Origin of the sequence: Actinoplanes campanulatus (assembly GCF_014647795.1) — a bacterium.
Lineage (GTDB): Bacteria > Actinomycetota > Actinomycetes > Mycobacteriales > Micromonosporaceae > Actinoplanes > Actinoplanes campanulatus.
This window is the reverse complement of the sequence record NZ_BMPW01000006.1, coordinates 140,435-160,576: the sequence shown is the minus strand read 5'-3', so window position 1 is coordinate 160,576 and position 20,142 is coordinate 140,435. Positions and strand designations below refer to the sequence as shown.

Annotated in this window: 22 protein-coding genes; 9 read left to right on the top strand and 13 right to left on the bottom strand. The window is 70.6% G+C overall.

The genetic code is table 11. From position 1 onward, the window contains the following. Positions 1-136 precede the first annotated feature (136 nt). Together IEZ13_RS13615 and IEZ13_RS13610 are read left to right on the top strand one after the other, a co-directional pair. Entirely contained in the window at positions 137-1,078 is a 942-nt protein-coding gene (locus IEZ13_RS13615) for an ECF subfamily RNA polymerase sigma factor, BldN family (protein WP_183222527.1), read from the top strand. Between the two features lie 175 nt (positions 1,079-1,253). Further along, a complete protein-coding gene (locus IEZ13_RS13610) occupies positions 1,254-2,396 on the top strand; it encodes a DUF5667 domain-containing protein (protein ID WP_229794672.1) in 1,143 nt (380 codons plus the stop codon). A gap of 114 nt (positions 2,397-2,510) precedes the next feature. Here IEZ13_RS13610 and IEZ13_RS13605 read toward each other — a convergent pair whose 3' ends face one another. From IEZ13_RS13605 to IEZ13_RS13585, 5 genes are all read right to left on the bottom strand, one after another. Then, positions 2,511-3,497: a lysophospholipid acyltransferase family protein gene (locus IEZ13_RS13605; protein WP_183222525.1), complete on the bottom strand. Its 987-nt coding sequence runs from the start codon at positions 3,495-3,497 to the stop codon at positions 2,511-2,513. Further along, positions 3,494-4,573, bottom strand: coding sequence for an NAD-dependent epimerase/dehydratase family protein (locus IEZ13_RS13600; RefSeq protein WP_183222524.1), 1,080 nt, complete (start codon positions 4,571-4,573; stop codon positions 3,494-3,496). Before IEZ13_RS13600 ends, IEZ13_RS13605 begins: the two co-directional genes overlap by 4 nt. A 76-nt stretch (positions 4,574-4,649) precedes the next feature. Further along, positions 4,650-4,751: a 30S ribosomal protein bS22 gene (locus IEZ13_RS13595; protein WP_007465623.1), complete on the bottom strand. Its 102-nt coding sequence runs from the start codon at positions 4,749-4,751 to the stop codon at positions 4,650-4,652. Positions 4,752-4,909: 158 nt separating this feature from the next. Further along, the gene (locus tag IEZ13_RS13590) at positions 4,910-5,122 is read right to left on the bottom strand and encodes a helix-turn-helix domain-containing protein (protein WP_183222523.1); all 213 of its coding nucleotides are present in this window, start codon (positions 5,120-5,122) and stop codon (positions 4,910-4,912) included. Positions 5,123-5,312: 190 nt separating this feature from the next. Then, complete coding sequence (locus IEZ13_RS13585) at positions 5,313-6,233, bottom strand: proline dehydrogenase family protein (RefSeq protein WP_183222522.1); 921 nt, start codon at positions 6,231-6,233, stop codon at positions 5,313-5,315. A gap of 113 nt (positions 6,234-6,346) precedes the next feature. Between IEZ13_RS13585 and IEZ13_RS13580 the strand changes: the two genes are divergently transcribed. Continuing rightward, the gene (locus tag IEZ13_RS13580; protein ID WP_183222521.1) at positions 6,347-6,892 is read left to right on the top strand and encodes a CGNR zinc finger domain-containing protein; all 546 of its coding nucleotides are present in this window, start codon (positions 6,347-6,349) and stop codon (positions 6,890-6,892) included. A gap of 81 nt (positions 6,893-6,973) precedes the next feature. Here IEZ13_RS13580 and IEZ13_RS13575 read toward each other — a convergent pair whose 3' ends face one another. After that, positions 6,974-7,807 (bottom strand): sugar phosphate isomerase/epimerase family protein, encoded by an 834-nt coding sequence (locus tag IEZ13_RS13575; RefSeq protein WP_183222520.1) that lies wholly within the window; start codon positions 7,805-7,807, stop codon positions 6,974-6,976. Positions 7,808-7,892: 85 nt separating this feature from the next. Between IEZ13_RS13575 and IEZ13_RS13570 the strand changes: the two genes are divergently transcribed. Then, a complete protein-coding gene (locus tag IEZ13_RS13570) occupies positions 7,893-8,756 on the top strand; it encodes a DUF3109 family protein (protein WP_183222519.1) in 864 nt (287 codons plus the stop codon). Positions 8,757-8,799: 43 nt separating this feature from the next. Here IEZ13_RS13570 and IEZ13_RS13565 read toward each other — a convergent pair whose 3' ends face one another. Beyond that, the gene (locus tag IEZ13_RS13565) at positions 8,800-9,483 is read right to left on the bottom strand and encodes a response regulator transcription factor (RefSeq protein WP_183222518.1); all 684 of its coding nucleotides are present in this window, start codon (positions 9,481-9,483) and stop codon (positions 8,800-8,802) included. 74 nt (positions 9,484-9,557) lie between these two features. Then, positions 9,558-10,838, bottom strand: coding sequence for a sensor histidine kinase (locus IEZ13_RS13560; protein WP_183222517.1), 1,281 nt, complete (start codon positions 10,836-10,838; stop codon positions 9,558-9,560). 182 nt (positions 10,839-11,020) lie between these two features. On the opposite strand from IEZ13_RS13560, the gene phoU reads away from it, so the two are divergent. Beyond that, the gene (gene phoU, locus IEZ13_RS13555) at positions 11,021-11,659 is read left to right on the top strand and encodes a phosphate signaling complex protein PhoU (protein ID WP_183222516.1); all 639 of its coding nucleotides are present in this window, start codon (positions 11,021-11,023) and stop codon (positions 11,657-11,659) included. Positions 11,660-11,883: 224 nt separating this feature from the next. On the opposite strand, the gene IEZ13_RS13550 is transcribed toward phoU, so the two are convergent. Then, complete coding sequence (locus IEZ13_RS13550) at positions 11,884-12,633, bottom strand: phosphoglyceromutase (protein ID WP_183222515.1); 750 nt, start codon at positions 12,631-12,633, stop codon at positions 11,884-11,886. A 135-nt stretch (positions 12,634-12,768) separates the two neighbouring features. Between IEZ13_RS13550 and IEZ13_RS13545 the strand changes: the two genes are divergently transcribed. Beyond that, positions 12,769-14,010, top strand: coding sequence for an MDR family MFS transporter (locus IEZ13_RS13545; RefSeq protein WP_183222514.1), 1,242 nt, complete (start codon positions 12,769-12,771; stop codon positions 14,008-14,010). Positions 14,011-14,469: 459 nt separating this feature from the next. Here IEZ13_RS13545 and IEZ13_RS13540 read toward each other — a convergent pair whose 3' ends face one another. Both IEZ13_RS13540 and mshA read right to left on the bottom strand, forming a co-directional pair. Further along, positions 14,470-14,952 (bottom strand): type III secretion system chaperone family protein, encoded by a 483-nt coding sequence (locus tag IEZ13_RS13540; protein WP_183222513.1) that lies wholly within the window; start codon positions 14,950-14,952, stop codon positions 14,470-14,472. Further along, positions 14,946-16,259, bottom strand: coding sequence for a D-inositol-3-phosphate glycosyltransferase (gene mshA, locus IEZ13_RS13535; RefSeq protein WP_183222512.1), 1,314 nt, complete (start codon positions 16,257-16,259; stop codon positions 14,946-14,948). Before mshA ends, IEZ13_RS13540 begins: the two co-directional genes overlap by 7 nt. A 139-nt stretch (positions 16,260-16,398) precedes the next feature. Between mshA and IEZ13_RS13530 the strand changes: the two genes are divergently transcribed. Beyond that, positions 16,399-17,154, top strand: coding sequence for an SDR family oxidoreductase (locus IEZ13_RS13530; RefSeq protein WP_183222511.1), 756 nt, complete (start codon positions 16,399-16,401; stop codon positions 17,152-17,154). Then, on the top strand, positions 17,154-17,909 hold the full coding sequence (locus tag IEZ13_RS13525; RefSeq protein ID WP_183222510.1) for a class I SAM-dependent methyltransferase: 756 nt from the start codon (positions 17,154-17,156) through the stop codon (positions 17,907-17,909). The genes IEZ13_RS13530 and IEZ13_RS13525 overlap by 1 nt, the downstream gene beginning before the upstream one ends. 3 nt (positions 17,910-17,912) lie before the next feature. Here the strand turns inward: IEZ13_RS13525 and IEZ13_RS13520 are convergent, their stop codons facing one another. Together IEZ13_RS13520 and IEZ13_RS13515 are read right to left on the bottom strand one after the other, a co-directional pair. After that, positions 17,913-18,308: a response regulator gene (locus IEZ13_RS13520; RefSeq protein WP_183222509.1), complete on the bottom strand. Its 396-nt coding sequence runs from the start codon at positions 18,306-18,308 to the stop codon at positions 17,913-17,915. 119 nt (positions 18,309-18,427) lie between these two features. Then, a complete protein-coding gene (locus IEZ13_RS13515; RefSeq protein ID WP_183222508.1) occupies positions 18,428-19,672 on the bottom strand; it encodes a S8 family peptidase in 1,245 nt (414 codons plus the stop codon). A 252-nt stretch (positions 19,673-19,924) separates the two neighbouring features. Here IEZ13_RS13515 and IEZ13_RS13510 point away from each other — a divergent pair, with 252 nt between their 5' ends. Beyond that, positions 19,925-20,137 carry a DUF7455 domain-containing protein gene (locus IEZ13_RS13510; protein ID WP_183222507.1) on the top strand — a complete coding sequence of 71 codons (213 nt, stop codon included), beginning with the start codon at positions 19,925-19,927 and terminating at the stop codon, positions 20,135-20,137. Positions 20,138-20,142: the final 5 nt, after the last annotated feature.

Here is a 20,142-nt window from a genome sequence, read left to right as displayed (position 1 = left end):
CGCCCCTTTTGTTGTGAAGTGACCACCCTCATCCCGAGGAGGCCGCTGTGCCCCACAAAGCACGGAACCGCAGTGAATCCACGTCTGGCGGGACGGATCCACTGTCGTCGCAGGCCCGCCGGGTTGAGGAGGCGCAGTGACTCATGTGTACGCCGAGGACCCGTACCACCGCGACGTGCTCGCGGCCCGGCACGCGCTCTCCGAGGGGCTGAACGCCCTGCGCGGGTCGTCGATCGTGAACGCGCTGCGCGGTGACAGCCCCAAACAGGCCGGCAGCCGCCGTCCGCCGAACGGACCGCCCGCTGTAGCGACGCCGAACTCCGGCAACGGCAGCAGGTTCGGCCGCCCCGGCGCCAACCGGCCCCCGGCCCAGTCCACCGGCCAGCACTCGAACACCGGCGAGGCCGACACCGTCACCGGTGACCACACGGTGGTCCTGCCGACGCAGAGCACCACCGGGCCGCCGACCGAGACGGCCCCGCCGAAGCATCCGGCCCGGCCCGACCGCGGCGATCCGGCGGCCGAGGTGTGGGCGCTGGTCGAGCGCGCCCAGGCCGGCGAGGCCGAGGCGTTCGGGCTGATCTACGACCGGTACGTGGACACCGTCTTCCGGTTCGTCTACTTCCGGGTCGGCAACCGTCAGCTCGCCGAGGACCTCACCTCGGACACGTTCCTGCGCGCCCTCAAGCGCATCGGCAGCTTCACCTGGCAGGGCCGTGACCTCGGCGCCTGGCTGGTCACCATCGCCCGGAACCTGGTTGCCGACCACTTCAAGTCCGGCCGCTACCGCCTCGAGGTCACCACCGGGGACGTGCTCGACGCCGACCGCGAGGACCGGGGCCCGGAGGGCAGCCCGGAGTCCGCGGTGGTCGACCACATCACCAACGTGGCCCTGCTCACCGCGGTCAAGCAGCTCAACCCGGAGCAGCAGGAGTGCATCGTGCTCCGGTTCCTCCAGGGCTTCTCGGTGGCCGAGACCGCGCAGACCATGGGCAAGAACGAGGGCGCCATCAAGGCCCTCCAATACCGGGCCGTCCGGGCATTGAACAGGCTCCTGCCGGACGGGTTCCAATCTTGATCCGGCGCTCTCAGATGTCGATCTCCGATACCCGATGGGACCGCCTCGCACCCGTAACCGGGGCCGCGTGTCGCGCGTTTGTCCGGATGCGACCCGGGGCCGTGACCCACGGTCCGGTCGCCGACGTCGGCCCGCAGGCCGGCGAGACAGTCACGAGCGAGGGGAGGTGCCCACGGTGAGATTCGCCTTTCCGAACTCCCGGAGTGCCGAGCACTTCGCGGAACTGATCGACGACGCCGGCGGCGCCCGTCACCACCACAGCCGTGGCCAGGCCGACGAGGAGCTCCACCGGCTGGTCGCCATCGGCAACCGGCTCTCCGCGGCCCGGCCCGGCGCACCGGTCGACTCCGAGTTCCGCGTCGGCCTGCGCGCCATGCTGGTCGCCACGGCCGAGCGGGACGGCATCGGCCGCACCGCAGTCGAGCCCGATCCGGATCCGATCGTCGAGACCCGCAACGTGCGGCGGATCGGTCGCCGGATACGAGCCCGCGGCGCGATCGTGATCGGCGTGGCCGCCGGCGCGATGGCCGTCTCCGGGATCTCCGCGGCCAGCGAGAGCGCCTCACCGGGCGACGCCCTGTACAGCGTGAAGCGGCAGACCGAACGGGCCCAGCTCGCGATCGCCGGATCCGATGTGACCCGGGGCGAGCTGTCCCTGGACTTCGCCCGGACCCGGCTGACCGAGGCGATCGCCATGCGAGGTGACGAGCCCGAGTTCGCGCTGGTGTTGGACGACATGGACGCCGACACCCGCAAGGGCGTACGGCTGCTGACCACCTCGGCCGTGTCGCAGAAGGACACCACTCCGCTGACCACGCTGGACGGTTTCGCCACCGGGCAGCGCCGCACCTTCACCCCGGCGCTGGAGAAGCTCTCCCCGGCCAACCGGGAGCGCGCCTCGGTCTCGCTGGGCCTGCTGGAGGACGTCGCCGACCGCACCGAGGACCTGCGTGCCGGCCTCGCCTGCGACAAGGTGGACCCGTCCGGGTCCGACGCGCTCGGCCCGAAGCTGCACCGCTGCGAGGGCACCGGCGACAGCGGCCCGGATGGCACTTCGCAGCAGAACGGCACCGGTAGGACGACCGGTAAGCAGCCGGGTCAGACCGCCACGTCCAAGCCCAGCAAGAGCGGTGCCGCCGACCCGGGAAGCACCGGGCAGGTGACCGTGCCGGGCACCGGCAAGGCGAGCCAGCCGGGCGTGACGCCGACCGGCACGGCCGGGGTCACGCCGACGCCGACCGCGACCACCGGTCCGGCGGGCACCGCGAACGAGGAAGCCGACGGTGTGCTGGGCGGCCTGCTCGGCGATCTCTTCTAGAACGACGGAACTGGCGAGGGGCGGTGCCGGAGATCATCACTCCGGGGCCGCCCCTCAACCGTCACTATAGGACGGACCGGACGGATCACTCCAGGAATTTGGCACTCGCCGAGGTCACGGCCCGAACGGATCCGGCCGCTTCTCCAGCAGCTCGTGCAGCGTGGCCTGGATCGTCTCCCGGACCTGATCGGCGAGGTTGTAGACGACCAGCGGATCGTCCGCGTACTCCCGCAGGTGGGCGGTCGGGATCGGCGGGCAGAACTGGATCAGCCACTTGCTCGGCAGCGGCACCAGCCCCAGCGGGCCCAGCAGCGGGAAGGTCGGGGTGACCGGGAAGTACGGCACGCCGAGCAGCCGGGCCAGCGGCTTCAGGTCGGCCAGGATCGGATAGATCTCCTCGGCGCCGACGATCGCCACCGGGACGATCGGGGTGCCGGTGCGCAGCGCCGCCGACACGAACCCGCCCCGGCCGAACCGTTGCAGCTTGTAGCGTTCGGAGAACCGCTTCCCGATGCCCTTGAAGCCCTCCGGGAAGACGCCGACCAGCTGGCTGGAGTTCATCAGGCGCTCGGCGTCCGGGTTGCAGGCCACCGTGGCGCCGGCAGCACGGGCCAGCTCGCTCATCACCGGCATCCGGAAGACCAGGTCGGCGCCGAGCAGCCGGAGGTGCCGCTTACGGGGGTGCTTGTCGTGCAGCGCGACGGTCAGCATCAGGGCGTCCAGGGCGATCGTGCCGGAGTGGTTGCCCACCACGAGGCCGCCGCCGTCCAGCGGGACGTTCTCGATACCGAGCACCTCGGTCCGGAACCAGTCCCTGTACAGGATCTTCAGCATCGGGTGGAAGACCGCCTCGGCAAGCTCGGGGTCGAACCCGAACTCGTCCACCTCGTACGATCCGGCCAGGCGACGGCGCAGGAACGCCAGGCCGCCGGCCACCCGCTGGTCCCAGACGTCCAGGCTGTCCGCCACGCCGACCGCGGGCGCCGGCTCGGGGCTCTCAGGGATGGGGCGGCGGCCGTTCACCCGCCGCACCGGCGCCGGCTCGGGCAACCGGAACTCGGTGTGCCCGGGAAACATGTCCCGATATTCGTCCTGGCTCATGCTCGGTCGCTTCCCGCCGGCGCGGGCTCGGCGGCGGCCCGGACCCGGCGGATGGCGTCCAGGATCGCGCTCTCAGCGGCGGCCAGACGGTCCGCGGTGAGCGTCGAGCCGGCCGCGTGCGCCTGGATGAACTCCTCGAACGCGGCCACGGTGGTACGCGGGGTGAAGCCGAACTCATTGATCAGCCGGGTGGTGTCCACCACTCGACCGTGCACGAAGAGGTCGATCTGGTCCAGCCCGATCTGCTCGACACCGAGGTTGCGCAGCAGGGCCGCGCCGGTGGAGAGCGCCGGCTCGGGCACCGGCAGGGAGATCCGGCCGGCCCGGCGGACGGCCTGGCTGAGCATCAGCACGCCGGAACCGGCGACGTTGAAGGTGCCGGGATGGTCCTCGGTCACCGAGCGGTGCAGGATCTCCAGCGCGTCCTCGACGTGGACGAACTGGAGCCGGGCGTCACGGCCGAGCACGGTGGGCACCACCGGCTGGGCGAAGTAGCGGGTCAGCGACGTCTCGGCGGACTCGCTGATCATCGGGGCGAACCGCAGGACGGTCGCGGCGACCTCGGGGCGGCGCCGGCGGAAACCGCGGACATACCCCTCGATGTCCAGGATGTCGCGGGCGAACGCGCCACGCGGAACCGCGCGCGGCTCGGTGTCCTCGGTGAACACGGCCGGGTCGCGGAAGGAGGCGCCGTACGCCGCGGTGGAGGAACGCACCACCAGCTTGCGCAGCCGCGGCGCGCCCTGGGCGGCCGCCAGCACCTGCATGGTGCCGATGACGTTGTGTTCCTTCATCGCGGCACGGCCACCGTGCTGCGCGTCGGGCACGCTGGTCACGGCCAGGTGCACGACCGCTTCGGCGCCGAGGTCGGCGATCGCCTCGGTGGCCGCGCGCGCGTCGGCCCGGATCCGCTCCACACCGTCGAGCAGGCCGAGAAGGCCCGCCGGCGGGTCATGCGGATCCAGACCGACGACACGGTCGATCTTTGGATCTGCGGCGAGGCGAGCGGCCACCCGAGCGCCGAGATAACGGCTGACTCCGGTGACCACGACAACGCTGGGTGGTGAGGTCACCAAGGGTGCACCTTTCGATGCGCGGCCTCGAACAGGAGGCAAGTGCCGCCGGGAGCCGGGCCATCGGCCCGGCCCGGGGTCACTTGCCGAGACGGCGACGCTGGACGCGGGTCTTGCGCAGCAGCTTGCGGTGCTTCTTCTTCGCCATACGCTTGCGGCGCTTCTTGACCACGGAGCCCATACGAAAAGCCTCTCGAAACACTGATGAATGGAACCGGGAGTGCCCGGGGGCACGGCCGGAAGCCGACTGGAGGGCGCCCGGAGCGGTAGCACCGATCCGGGAACCAACCGGTCCAGCGTACCGGCCCGTCCCAGCCGGGCCAACACGGCCCCGGGTCGTCAGGCGCTTTGCGAGAAGGCGCCGCGAAGATACTCGTGTACCGCATGCTCGGGCACCCGGAACGAGCGGCCGACCCGTACCGCGGTGAGGTCACCACCGTGCACGAGCCGATAGACGGTCATCTTGGAAACGCGCATGAGCGCGGCCACCTCGGCCACCGTCAGGAACCGCACTTCGGCGAGCCGTTCCTCGGTTTGGGCTGGACCCGTCATCTCGTCGCACCGATCCTTTCCCAGGCACGATCCGCCGCGGCCGGAGGCTCCCGGACGCCGCGGGGACGACGTGCGTGTCATCAGAACGGTATCGATACGGCTGTGACCAACGCGATACGTTCCGTGAAATGCCCAGAAAAAGTCAAGCCTGACACGCCGGATGTATGACGGTATCGCCCGTTTGATGCCGCTATTTGCGAGATGCCACGGCACGGGCCACGAAACCCAGGTTCGCCGGACGCTCGGCCAGGCGGCGCATCAGGTACCCATACCACTGGTCGCCGTAGGGCAGGTAGACCCGCACCGTGTTGCCGCCCGCGGCCAGCCGGCCCTGCTCCTCGGACCGGACCCCGTAGAGGAGCTGGAACTCGAACTCCCCGGTGGACCGGTCGAACCAGCGGGCCCGGTCCTCGGCGATCGCGATGAGCCGCGGGTCGTGTGTGGCGACCATCGGGTAGCCCTCCCCGGACATCAGGATGTTGAGGCAGCGGACGAACGACTTGTCCACGTCCAGCGCCGACTGGAAGGCCACCGACTCGGGCTCGGCGTAGGCGCCCTTGCACAGCCGGACCCGCGACCCGGCCGTGGCGAGCTCCCGGCAGTCCCCCTCGGTACGCCGCAGGTGCGCCTGGAGCACCGCCCCGGTCGAGGGGAAGTCCCGCCGCAGCTCCATCAGCGTCTCGAGGGTCGCGTCGGTGGTGCTGTGGTCCTCGGCGTCCAGCGTCACCGTGGTGCCCGCCTCGGCCGCCGCGGCACAGATGGCGCGCGCGTGCTCGTACGCCAGTTTCTCGTCGATCCCCTGGCCCAGCGCCGAGAGTTTCACGCTGACCTCGGCGGCCGGCGTCAGCCCGGCGCCGTGCAGGCCGGACAGCATCGCGACATACTCGTCGCGGGCGGCGACCGCCTGTTCCACCGTCCGGGTGTCATCGCCCAGATGATCGAGGCTCACGGCGAGGCCGTCGTCGACCAGCTCCCGGGTGACCCGCAGGACCTCGTCGGTGCCACGGCCGGCGACGAAACGCTGCACGATGCCCTTGCTGACAGGGGCGGACTCGACCAGCCGCTCGAGCCGGGCGGACCCGGCCGCGGCGAGAAACAGGGAACGGAGCATGGGGCGAGCGTAACCTCCGAGCGTGTTCCGGATGCCCCGGTGCGCCGCCGATTCGCACCGATGGAGACAGCACATGTGTGCTTCATCGCCTCCGGTGCCGCTACCGTTGTCGAGTGAACTTCGATGCGTACGCCCGGACGGCGATCGACCTCGTCAACGCCGGTCTGGACGACCTCGCCGGGTTGCGTGCCCTGTTCTCCGGCGATCAGGCCTACATGCGCGATCAGGTCGCGGAGAAGGACCTCGTCGCGTTCCGCCGTGCCCAGCGCCGGCTGCGCGAGGTCTTCGAACACGGCACCACCGGTCAGGACGCCGACGCGGTGCGGGAGCTGAACGGTCTGCTCGAGGCGTACCCGGTGCAGCCACGCATCTCCGGTCACGACGCCAGCGACTGGCACATGCACGTCACCAGCCGCGGCTCCTCGGTGAGCGCCGAATACCTGGCCGGCGCCGTGTGGGGCCTCTCCGTCTGGCTCTGCGAGTTCGGCAGCGCCCGCTTCGGGATCTGCGCCGACGAGCGGTGCGGCAACGTCTATCTGGACACGTCGTCGAACAACTGCCGCCGGTTCTGCTCGGAACGCTGTGCCACCCGCTCACACGTGGCCGCACACCGCGCCCGCAAGCGGGCCGCGAACACCGCCCTCACCCCTGCCTTATAGCGCGCATTTCGCCCGTCGGTGTCGAGGGCTCTGAAAACGGCTAGCGAAGCGTGGTCGTTTTCAGCGCCCTCGACACCGACTTCAGGGGCGAAATGCAGCCGAGCCGGAGGCGAGGCCATCAGACACAGCCGGCTCGAGGTGGCGGCGGGCGAAGGCCAGCGCCTCGCGCAGGTCGGCCTCGCGGGCCGGACGGCTCGCCGCCTTGCGGGTGTTGATCTCCAGCGCCACCGAGCCGGTGAAGCCACGGCCGGCCAGCGATCGCAGCAGCTCGGCGCACGGCTGATTGCCGCGGCCCGGCACCAGGTGCTCGTCGCGGCCCTCGCCGGTGCCGTCGCCGAGGTGGACATGACGCAGGCCGGCGCCCATCCGGTCGGCCATCTCCAGCGCGTCGACGTGGGACGCCGCGCAGTGCGACAGGTCCAGCGTGTACGCGTTGAAGCCGGTCTCGGTCGGATCCCAACCCGGGTTGTACGGCACCACCCATCGACCGGCCATCTTGATCGGGAACATGTTCTCCACCGCGAAGGTCAGATCCGGATGGCGGCCGCGGACCTTGGTGAGCCCCTCGGCGAAGTTGCGCGCGTAGTCGCCCTGCCAGCGGAACGGCGGGTGCACCACCACGGTCGGCGCGCCGAGCGTCTCGGCGAGCTGGGCGGCCCGGGTCAGCCGCTCCCACGGATCGGAGCTCCACACCCGCTGGGTGACCAGCAGGCAGGGCGCGTGGACCGAGAGGACCGGCACGCCGTAGTGGTCGGCGAGGCCCTTGAGGGCGCCGGCGTCCTGGCTGACGGCGTCGGTCCACACCATGACCTCGAGACCGTCGTAGCCGACCGTGGCCGCCATCTCGAACGCCGCCGCCGTCGGCTCGGGGAAGACCGAGGAGCTGGAGAGAAGCACGGGTACGCGGGAAGTCACGCTCTTCAGCGTAGCGGCGCGCAACAGGCTCGGATATATCCGCTCTAAACGGTCATGATCCACCGGTGCGCGTACCCTGAGCCGGATGAGCCGCACGCCGCCCACCCGGGAAGTACCCCTCGACTTCCCTCGGGAATGGATCGAATTCCTCGACCCCGCCGACGAACAGCATCTGGTCCGGGCCGACCTGACCTGGCTGCTCTCCCGGTGGACCTGCGTCTTCGGCTCCGCCTGCCGGGGCATCCTGCCCGGCCGCGCCGAGGACGGCTGCTGCTCGCACGGCGCGTTCTTCACCGACGCCGACGACGAGAACCGGGTGAAGGCGGCGGCCGCGAAACTCACTCCGCAGACCTGGCAGCACCACCGGCGCGGGTTCAAGAATTACACCGAGGTGGACACGGTCGACGGGACCAAGCCCGCCCGGCGGACGGCGACGCGGTCCGCGGACGGCCCCTGCGTCTTCCTCAACGAGGCGGATTTCGCCGGCGGTGGCGGCTGCGCGCTGCACGCCCAGGCCCTGCGGGACGGGGTGCACCCGCTCGCCTACAAGCCGGACGTCTGCTGGCAGCTCCCGGTCCGCCGAGAGCAGGACTGGATCACCCGCCCGGACGGGACGAAGCTGCTCCAGTCCACTTTGACCGAATTCGACCGCCGCGGCTGGGGGCCGGGCGGTCACGATCTCGCGTGGTGGTGCACGTCGTCCTCGGAGGCCCACGTCGGAACCGAGCCGATGTACCTCACCTACGCCCCGGAGCTGACCGCGCTGATCGGCACGGCCGCCTACGAGAAACTGGCCACCATCTGCGCGGCCCGGATCAAGAGCGGCCTGATCGCGGTGCACCCGGCCACGGCCGAGGCGGCCGCTCCCCAGCGGCGAGGCGGGCGTGAGCCGGCCTCGCCGCCTTTTCCAGGGGGGTCGGGTGGCCACTCACGGACGGCCTCCCGATGACTCCATTGTCACGGCGCGAGTTGTCATTGCGCAAGGGTGAAAATCAGGGCTCGAATTTGTAGCCCAGGCCGCGCACGGTGACGATGTAGCGCGGCGCGGACGGCTCCGGCTCCACCTTGGAGCGCAGCCGCTTCACGTGCACGTCCAGCGTCTTGGTGTCGCCCACGTAGTCGGCGCCCCAGACCCGGTCGATCAGCTGGCCCCGGGTGAGCACCCGGCCGGCGTTGCGCAGCAGCAGTTCGAGCAGCTCGAACTCCTTCAGCGGCAGCTGGACGCCGGCGCCGTCGACGGTCACCACGTGCCGCTCGACGTCCATCCGGACCGGGCCGGCGGCGAGCGTCGGGGTGCTCACCTCGGCGGCCTCGGCCCCCTGGCGGCGCAGCACCGCACGGATGCGGGCGACCAGCTCCCGCGGTGAGTACGGCTTGGTGACGTAGTCGTCCGCACCGATCTCCAGGCCGACCACCTTGTCGATCTCGCTGTCCCGGGCGGTGACCATGATGATCGGGACCGCCGAGCGCTGCCGTAGTTGACGGCAGACCTCGGTGCCGGACATCTCCGGCAACATGAGGTCGAGGAGCACGATGTCGGCACCGGTCCGGTCGAACTGCGTGAGCGCGGAGGTTCCGGTCGCGGCGACCGAGACCTCGAAACCCTCCTTACGCAGCATGTACGACAGGGCGTCGGAGAACGACTCCTCGTCCTCGACCACGAGCACGCGTGCCAATGAAGTTCCTTCCGTCGTCGGTGACAGGGTCAAACGCGGGTTTCCGGGTTTGACGGCGGAGCCGCCCGGAAGACTCAGCGCCCGGCCACACCGGACTCGATCTCAATCGCCGTCGGTGACGACGAGGGGGACTCAGGGGGTCGCGCGGGTAGGCGCAAGGTGAACGTAGAGCCGTCGCCGAGTGAACTGGTCACGTCGACGCGGCCCCCGTGGTTGGTGGCGATGTGCTTGACGATGGCCAGGCCCAGGCCGGTTCCGCCGGTGGACCTGGATCGGGCCTGGTCGGCACGGTAGAACCGCTCGAAGACCCGCTCGACGTCCTGCGGGGCGATGCCGATGCCCTGATCCGCGACGTCGATCTCGAGCCAGTCGTCACTGTGACGCAGGGTGATCGAGACCTTGGTGTCCTCACCCGAGTACGCGATCGCGTTCTCCACCAGGTTGGTGACCGCGGTGGCGATCTGGCTGTCGTTGCCGTACGCCATGACGCCCTTGGGGCCGTCGTAGGTGATCTCGATGCCCTTGGCCGAGGACGTGGTCCGGGTCCGGTCGATCACCTCGGCGATCACCCAGTCCAGCGAGACCGGCTCGGGGTCGGGCAGCGGCTCGGCGTCCTGCAACCGGGTGAGTTCGAGCAGCTCGTTCACCAGACGGCCCATCCGGGCGGACTCGTGGTGGATGCGCTCGGCGAACCGGCGCGCCGCCAGCAGGTCCTCGGACTGGGCCTCCGGTGCCGCCTCCGGCATCTGGGTGGCGTCGAGCAGCGCCTCGGCCAGGAGCTGAAGGGCCCCGATGGGCGTCCTGAGCTCGTGACTGACGTTGGCCACGAAGTCGCGGCGGACCCGGGCGAGACGGTGCGACTCGGTCACGTCGGCGGCCTCGACCGCGACGTGCGTCGAGTTCAGCGCGACGGCCCGCAGGTGCAGGCCGAGCGGTGCGTGCCCGCCTCCGGCACGACCCCGCGGAAGATCAAGTTCAACCTCCCGGCGTACGCCCGTGCGCCGCACCTGCCCGGCCAGCGTCCGCAGGATCGGATGAGCCGCGATGGTCCCGGGCGCCCCACCGGACCGCAACAGCCCCATGGCCCGCGCCGCGGGATTGACCAGGACCGGATGGTCCTCCGCGTCGAGCACCACGACCCCGACCCGTAGCGAGTCGAGGCTCTTGCGGCCGAGCCCCTTGAGGCCGTGCTTGCCCGCCGGGCGATCGTCGTCCGGTTCGATGTCGGCTCTCCCCTCCGGTGCGCCGGGCCGGGCTGATCCACCCGACCGGCGCAACCGGGCGAGGGCCAGTCCCGCTCCCACACCGACGGCGAGCGCGGCTGAAACCAGGCCGGCGGCGTATTCCCACTCCACGCTGCGATCGTAGGGTCATTGTTCACCTGAGCCACAGGGTCATTACGGCAAATCGGGCGCGCGTCGAACAATGTTCACCATCAGGCCCGGCGTCGTTCACCGGTGTTCATGTTGAGGCCGCCCCATGGACCTAGCGTGAGCAGGGCACACGGGGTGTCACCCAGCGAAAGAGGACTTGAGAAATGCGCGAGGAGTACCAGGCCGATCTCGTCGAGGTGAGCCGTCTGCTGGTGACGATGGCCGAGTCGGTCCGCGCCGCACTGCGCAAGGCGACCACCGCCCTGCTGGCCGCCGACCTGAGCGCCGCCCAGGCGGTGATCAACCGGGACGCCGAGGTCGATGCCGTCTACGACCAGATCGAGCTGAAGGTGGCCGACACCATCGCCCGGCAGGCGCCGGTCGCGTCCGACCTGCGGCGGGTCATCACCGCCCTGCACATCGGCGCCGACCTGGAGCGGATGGGCGACCTGGCCGAGCACGTGGCGAAGACGGCCGCCCGGCGGCACCCGTCGCCGGCGGTTCCGGCCGAGCTGCGGCCCACCTTCAAGGGCATGGCCGAGGTCGCCGACCAGATGGCCGAGAAGATCACCGCACTGATCGCCAAGCCGAACGCCGAGGGCGCGGCCCAGCTGGAGAAGGACGACGACGCGATCGACGACCTCGAGCGCGCCCTGTTCAAGATCATGCTGGCCGACGACTGGCCCTACGGCGCCGAGACCGCGATCGACGGCGCCCTGCTGGGCCGCTTCTACGAGCGCTACGCCGACCACGCCGTCAACATCGGCGAGCACCTGATCTACCTGGTAACCGGAGAAAATTGAGCCTGAGCCTGAGCCTGATTGCTTCGCTTCGCTCCGCGGCAAAACGCCTTGTAACCGGTGACGAGTCAGGCGATTTCTCGACGCCGCAAACCCCGCGGCGTCGAGAAATCGACTGCCTCGTCACCGGCGGCGTTTTGCGGGTCGTTCCGTGGCTACGCCCTCGCGGCGACTACGGGGTGGAGGAGGGCCGGACGCCACCGGGGGATCCCGGCCCTCCGCTTTTCTTACTTCTTGCCCTGGTTGGCGACCGCCGCGGCGGCCTCCTTCGCGGCGACCGGGTCGAGGTAGGTGCCGCCCTTGGTGATCGGGCGCAGGTTCTCGTCCAGGTCGTAGCGCAGCGGGATGCCGGTCGGGATGTTCACCGAGGCGATCGCCTCGTCGGAGATGCCGTCCAGGTGCTTGACGATGGCGCGCAGCGAGTTGCCGTGCGCCGCGACGAGCACGGTCTTGCCGGCGCGCAGGTCCGGGACGATGGCGTCGTACCAGTACGGCAGGGCCCGCTCCAGCACATCCTTCAGGCACTCCGCCTTCGGCAGGACCTCCGGGGCGAGATCCGCATACCGGGCGTCGCCGACCGCGGAGAACTCGGAGTCGTCCTCGATGGGGGGCGGCGGGACGTCGTACGACCGGCGCCAGAGCATGAACTGCTCCTCGCCGTACGTCTCGAGGGTTTGCTTCTTGTCCTTGCCCTGCAGGGCGCCGTAGTGACGCTCGTTGAGCCGCCAGTGGCGCTTGACCGGAATCCAGTGCCGGTCGGTGAGGTCCAGGGCGATCCAGCCGGTCCGGATGGCACGACGCAGAAGGCTGGTGTGCACCACGTCGGGCAGCACTCCCTGCTCCTTGAGAAGCTCGCCGCCGCGCCGGGCCTCAGCCTCCCCCTTGGCGTCGAGGTCCACGTCGACCCAGCCGGTGAACAGGTTCTTGGCGTTCCACTCGCTGTTGCCGTGTCGCAGCAGCACCAGGGTTCCAGTCATGAGCACATCTTCCCTCGTCGCCGGAGTGCATGTACCGGCACCCGGCACGTGTCCGCCACCACACCGGAACCCGGTTGCGCCGATCCGCCGAATGTAAGGGAATAAACGATGATCACAGCTTACTGAGGAGACCCTGTGCACGGTTGGTTACGACAGGCCACGGGCGGGCTGCCGCGGCAGTTCTGGTTCCTGTGGACGGGAACCCTGATCAACCGGCTCGGCTCCTTCGTGGTGCTGTTCCTGAGCATCTACCTGACCGGGGAGCGCGGCTTCAGCCACAGTCAGGCCGGCCTGGTCCTCGGCCTGTACGGGGTGGGCGGCGCGATCGGCACGATGACCGGCGGCGTGCTGGCCGACCGCTGGGGACGCCGGCCCACCATGCTGACCGCCCAGTTCGGCGCGTCCGCCCTGATGCTGGCGCTCGGGTTCGCCCACTCGTACCCGCGGATCCTGGCGGCGGCGTTCGCCCTGGGCCTCTTCGCGGAGGCCGTGCGCCCGGCGTTCAGCGCCATGATGGTCGACATCGTCCCGGAGGCGGACCGGGTCCGCGCCTTCTCCCTGAACTACTGGGCGATCAACCTGGGCTTCGCGCTCGCCGCGGTCTGCGCCGGGCTGGCCGCCCAGGCCGACTATCTGCTGCTCTTCGTCGTGGACTCGGCCACCACCCTGTTCACCGCCCTGATCAGCCTGATCTTCCTGGCCGAGACCCGGCCGGCCCGGGTCGGGCCGCGCACGCACGCGGCGGCGCCGTCCGGCGGGCTCGGCACGGTCCTGCGGGACCGGACCTTCCTGATCTTCGTGAGCCTCAACTTCTGCGTCGTGCTGGTGATGTTCCAGCACCAGTCGACGCTGCCGATCACGATGCTCGCCGACGGGCTGTCCGCTGCCACGTACGGGCTGGTCGTCGCGGTGAACGGGGTGCTCATCGTGTTCGGCCAGCTCTTCGTCCCGCGGCTGATCGCGGGCCGGGACAGCGCCCGGGTGCTGGCCGTCGGCACGCTGGTGATCGGCGCCGGGTTCGGTCTGGTCGGCCTGGCCGGGTCGGCGGTCGCCTACGCGCTGACCGTGGTGGTCTGGACGCTGGGCGAGATGATCCAGTCGCCGAGCAACGCGGCCACCATCGCGGCGCTCTCCCCGGCCGAGCTGCGTGGCCGCTACCAGGGGCTGAACTCGCTCTCCTGGCAGGCCGGCCTGGCGCTGGCCCCGATCGCCGGCGGCCTGACGCTGCAGAAGGCGGGTGGCGCGGCGCTGTGGGGCGGATGCTTCGCGCTCTGCGCGCTGGTGGCGGTGGGTCAGTGGCTGGCGGCTCCGGCGCGGGCCCGGCGGGCGGCGTGGTTGCGGGAGCGGCGGTCGGCCGACGCGGTCAACGTGTCGTGAATCCGGGGGCAGCGGGAATCAGGGAATTCACAGCGCCATTCGCTGGAACATGTGTGAAGAATGTGATCCCTCGGAAACAAAGCGCCGGCGGCGGCGGACGACACCCATCCCCATAGGCGCCGCCCGCACTAACCGCCGGTCTCGGGTCGCGCCGTCCCCCAACGGCTCATGCCACCCGTCCCCAAACGCCGATCCGCGGCGATCATTGCTGATCGACCCGTTCCCCGAACTGACGGCTCGGCGTCCATCGACCACGCTAGTTGGGGCAGTCAAGCTCGACAACCCGATTTCGTGTCGACCTCTGTTCCGACCGTCACATTCACCAACAACCAGCCGATCGGATGATCCGCCAATCACTCGTATGGGTTCGCGCGCTGGAAGAATTCACGAGCTATACCCCACGAATCGATCGCGATTCCCACGGGAGTAACCACATTGGACTGTGGATGATCGGAAAGGTCAGTCGGCCCGTTCCACCAGGTGCTTGAACGCGCTCAGGTTGGCTGTCGATTCGCCACGTTTGACCCGCCAGTCCCATTCGCGACGGATGGACGAGCTGAAGCCGATCTCCAGCATCGTGTCGAAGGACTCGTCGGCATAGGTCAGCACCGAGCCGAGCAGGCGGTCCAGCTCGTCCTCGTCGAGGCCCTTGAGTGAGACCCGGCCGGTCAGGTAGACGTCGCCGGCCGCGTCGATGGAGAAGGCGACGCCGTACATCCGGGCGTTGCGGCGCAGCAGCCAGGCCCAGAGCTCCTCGTGGCACTCGTCGGGGCGGCGCATCACGAACGCCTCGATCCGCAGCGAGTGCTCGCCGACGATCAGGTTGCAGGCGGTCTTCAGCTTGTGGGTGCCGGGCAGGCTGACCACGTACGATCCCGCCCCGGTGGACTCCCAGTCCAGCTCGCGGTCGGTCAGGACCCGCTCGATCAACTCGGTCACCATGCGCAGGACGCCCCCTCGAGTCGCGCTCTGATCAGCGCCCGATGCTCGCTCACCGCGTCACGGTAGACCCGCAGCAGCGTCTCGGCGGTGCGATCCCAGGAGAACTGGGCCGCGTGCGCGACCGCGCCGGCGGCCAGCCGGTGCCGGAAGCCGGGGGCGTCGAGCAGCCGGTCCAGGACCTTGGCCCAGTCCGCCGGATCGTGCCCGTCGACCAGCACCCCGCTGATCCCGTCCCGGACCGCGGTGACCAGGCCGCCGACCGCGGCCGCGACCACCGGAGTGCCGCAGGCCTGGGCCTCCAGGGCGACCAGTCCGAACGACTCGTTGTAGGAGGGCACCGCGACCAGGTCGGCGGCCCGGTAGAGGGCGGCCAGGTCGGCGCCGGTCTGCGGGGGCAGGAACACCACCGAGTCGGCGACGCCGAGAGAGGCCGCCAGCTCGATCAGGGCGGTGGGCCGGTCCAGGCCGCTGCCGCTGGGGCCGCCACAGATCACCAGGGTCGCGTCCCGGGAACCGGCGGCGCGCATCTCGGCGAGCGCGGCGATCAGCACGTCGGGCGCCTTGAGCGGCTGGATCCGGCCGACGAAGGCGACGATCCGGCCGTCCTCCGGGAGGCCGAACCGGGCTCGGTCCCTCGTACCGGGACGGAACCGCCGCAGGTCGACGCCGGGCTGCACCACGCTCACCCGGGCCGGATCGGCGTCGTAGTGGGTGATCAGGTCCCGGGACTCGAAGTCGGTGTTCGCCACCAGCCGGTCCGACTCGGCGATGACCTGTTCCTCGCCGATCACCCGGGCCTTCGGCTCGGGCCGGTCACCGGCCGCGATGAACCTGTTCTTGACCTTGGCGAGGGTGTGCGCGGTGTGCACGTGCGGCACTCCCCAGCGCTCCCGGGCCAGCCAGCCGACCTGCCCGGAGAGCCAGTAGTGGGAGTGGACCAGGTCGTAGTGGCCGGGCGGGTGCGCCGCCTCGGCCCGCAGCACGCCGTGCGTGAAGGCGCAGAGCTGGGAGGGCAGCTCCTCCTTCGACAGCCCCTCGAACGGGCCGGCGGTGATGTGGCGCACGTGCACGCCGGGCGACATCTCGACGACCGGTGGCAGGTCCCTGGCGGTGGCCCGGGTGAAGATCTCCACCTCGACGCCCCGCTCGGCGAGCCGCTTCGCGATCTCGACGATGTAGACGTTCATGCCGCCCGCGTCCCCGGTGCCCGGTTGCTCCAGGGGTGAGGTGTGCACGGAGAGGGTGGCGATCCTGCGGAGGGCGGGCCATCCGCCGACGCCTCGAGGCTGGGCCACGCTGACTCCCATCCGTTACGAATACGCAAAACTTGTCGCGCCAACGTTCATCTTCCCCATCGCCGCTCCACGAACCAGCATGCAGACGACGCGGGGTGATCCAGGTCATTGAGCGCGCGGCCCGATCCGGGTCATGGACAAGAATCAGGACATGCAGAACATCGCAGTGGTCACGGGGGCTTCGAGCGGGATCGGCGCGGCGACCGCCCGCCGGCTGGCCGGTGAGGGTTTTCACGTCGTGGTGGCGGCGCGCCGCGCGGACCGGCTGGACGCGCTGGTCAAGGAGATCGGCCCGAACGCCACCGCCGTCGAGTGCGACGTCACCTCGGACGACTCGGTGGCCGCGCTGGCCGCGGCGGTGGCCGCGCTCGGCGCCCCGGTCACCCTGCTGGTGAACAACGCGGGCGGGGCCCGCGGCGTGGATCCGGTCGCCACCGGGTCCGTCGACGACTGGCAATGGATGTACGACGTGAACGTCCTCGGCACGCTGCGGGTCACCAAGGCACTGCTCCCGGCGCTCGAGGCAAGCGGCCGCGGCACGATCGTGACGGTCGGGTCCACCGCGGCCTTCACCCCCTACGAGGGTGGTGGTGGTTACGTGGCGGCCAAGCACGCCGAGACCGCCCTGGTCGGCACATTGCGGCTGGAACTGTGCGGGAAGCCGGTCCGGGTGATCGAGGTCGACCCCGGCATGGTGCGCACCGACGAGTTCGCGCTCAACCGCTTCGGCGGCGACCAGGACCGCGCCGACTCGGTCTACGCCGGGGTGCGGGAACCGCTGGTCGCCGACGACATCGCCGACTGCATCGCCTGGGCCGCCACCCGCCCGCAGCACGTCAACGTGGACCGCCTCGTGGTCCGGCCGGTCGCCCAGGCCGCCCAGCACAAGGTGCACCGGGAGCAATAGTGCCCAAACCGGTCGGCGCGATCACCCGGGGGACCACCAATCCCAACCGGTTGCGACGCGTCGACAACTTCATCGCGTACCGCTGTGGTGGGCTCTTGAAAGAAGCGGCGAAGCCGCTCGTCGTCGACCTGGGCTACGGCGCGACGCCGGTGACCGCGGTGGAGTTGCGGGGCCGGCTGGCGGGCGCGGTCCGTGCGGACGTCACGGTGGTCGGTCTGGAGATCGATCCGGTACGGGTGAGCGACGCGCAGCCGTTCGCGGACCCGCCGTGGCTCGCCTTCCGGCGCGGCGGGTTCGAGCTGGCCGGGCTCGCGCCGGTGGTGGTGCGCGCGTTCAACGTGCTGCGCCAGTACTCCGAGGACGAGGTGGCGGCCGCCTGGCGGACGATGACCGCCACCGGCGCGCTGCTGGTCGAGGGCACCTGCGACGAACTTGGCCGGATCGCCACCTGGACGGTCGTCGAGGAGGGCGTACCGCGGACGCTGACCCTCTCGGCCCGGCTGCCGGTGCTGGAGCATCCGGCGGTCTTCGCGGAGCGGCTGCCGAAGGCCCTGATCCACCACAACGTTCCCGGTCACCCGGTGCACGAGCTGCTGCGCGCGCTGAGCCGGGCCTGGGAGACCGAGGCCACCCCGTTCGGGCCGCGGCAGCGCTGGCTGGCGACGGTCCGCCGGATGCGGGCCGAGGGCTGGCCGGTGCTCGACGGCCCGGCCCGCTGGCGGCTCGGCGAGCTGACGCTGCCCTGGCCCCTCTAGGGCCTAGTCCTTCTTCAGCGCCTCGCGGACCGCTTCGAGCAGGGGGTCGGCGGTGAACGGCTTCTTCACCAGCACGTCGCCCTCGTCGATTTCGCCCTTGCCGACCGCGATGTCCTTGGGCAGCCCGGAGACGAACACCACGCCGATGCCGGGACGCAGGTCGCGGATGGTCTTGGCCAGCTCTCCGCCGGACACGCCGGGCAGGGTGAGGTCGGTGATCAGAACGTCGATCTCACTGGGGTGTTCCCGGCAGATCGCGATGGCCTCGTCCGGATCGCCGGCCGCCAGTGTCGCGTAGGAGCCGCGCCGTTCCAGCATGCGCTGCATGATGTCGCGCAGATCCTCCTCGTCGTCGACGACCAGCACTGTCGGCTGCTCGGCGACCGGCGCCTCAGGCATCGGATCCTCCTCGGGCTGGGGGTCGTTCCCCACGCTAATCGCCCCGGGGCCCGGTGTCTGGGAAAACGAACGCCGCGCGACGCACCGGAGGCGTCGCGCGGCGTTCGGGGCACCGCCGGTCAGCGGGCCGTGTTCAGGTGACCGGTGTAGAGCAGGCGGTTCGGCGAGCCCTTGCCCGGATTGCGGACCAGGCCGGATCCGGCGTGGGCGACCAGGTCGTCGCGCACCTGGCGGGGCGTCCAGGCCGGGTGGGCGCCGAGCACCAGGGCGGCGGCGCCGGCCACGTGCGGCGCCGCCATCGAGGTGCCGCTCATCGTCGCGACGTTGGTGTCGGAGGCCTTGCCGGCCGACGTGATGTTCACGCCCGGCGCGAACAGGTCCAGGCAGGTGCCGTAGTTGGAGAACGAGGCGCGGGCGTCACGCCTGTCCACGGCGCCGACCGTGATCGCCTCCGGGGTGGCGGCCGGCGAGGCCTTGCAGGCGTTCTTGCCGTCGTTGCCACCGGCGATCGCGTAGGTCACCCCGCGGTCGATGGAGCGCTTGACCGCCGTGTCCAGCGCCTTGCTCAGCGGGCCGCCGAGGCTCATGTTGGCCACGGCCGGGAGCTTCGCGTTCTCGGTCACCCAGTCGACGGCGGCGATGAAGTCGGCGTACGAGCCGGAGCCGTCGCAGCCGAGCACCTTGAGCGCGACCAGCTTGACGTCCTTCGCGACGCCGTACGTGGTGCCGCCGACCGTGCCGGCGACGTGCGTGCCGTGGCCGTTGCAGTCGTTGGCGATCTTGTCGTCGTCGACGAAGTCCCAGCCGTTGCTCGCCCGGCCGCCGAACTCCTTGTGCCCGACGCGGACGCCGGTGTCGATCACGTAGGCGGTGACGTTCGCGGCCGGCTTGTAGGTGTAGCTCTTCGACAGCGGCAGCTTCCGCTGGTCGAGCCGGTCGAGGCCCCAGGCCGTCGCCTTGCCGGTCTGGGTGCGCCGGGCCGGGGTGCGGCCCGCGGTGCTGATCTCGGCGTCCTGCTCGACGAAGTCGACGGACGGGTCGGCGGCCAGACGGCGCGCCTCATCCGCGGTGGCCCGCAGGTGGAAGCCGCGGACCGAGGCGAGGTAGTCACCCTCGACCCGGCCGCCGTACCGCTGGGTCAGTTCGTGCGCGGCGGCGGCCCGGCCGGCCGCCTCGGCGCCGGCCTTCATGACGACGATGAAGCTGCCCGGGATGGCGCCCTCCACGCCGGCGCCGGAGATGGTGCCCGTCGCGGGCGCGGCCGGAGCGGCGGCGGCCGGTCCGGTCAGGCCCCAGACGACTGCGGTGGCGGCGCTCGCGGCAACGGTCAGTCGGATGGCCAGGCGGGCGTCGTTACCGAACATAAGGTGGGTGTCCCTCTCGGTCGTCAGCACAGGTCGATGAAGTTCCGGCCCGGGGGAATGCCGAAAGAAGCTGAGGGAAATGGTGGGGAGGGGGCAGTGCGCCCCCGGGTTCCTCCGGGTTGCGTCCCGGTTGTACGGATCGGAGACATCCGATCGGACGTGTCACACCGCGAACCTCTAAGCCGACCGTGCGGTAGGCCGAACTTCTCGCTGTCGGGACCGCTGCACCGCCACCGAAGCAAGGAGAGCGATATGAATACTCTGCTGTCGCCCGCGATCGACACCGTCGGCGAGCTGACCGAGCGCTGCGATCGTTGCGGTTCGGCCGCCAAGCTGGAGGTCGTTCTGGCCAGCGGTGGGGATCTGGCGTTCTGTGGCCACCACGCCAACCGGCACAAGGCCGACATCACTCGCGTGGCGAGCAGGATCCGCCTGGAGGAGGGCTTCGAGTGGGCCGGTAGGTAACCGCT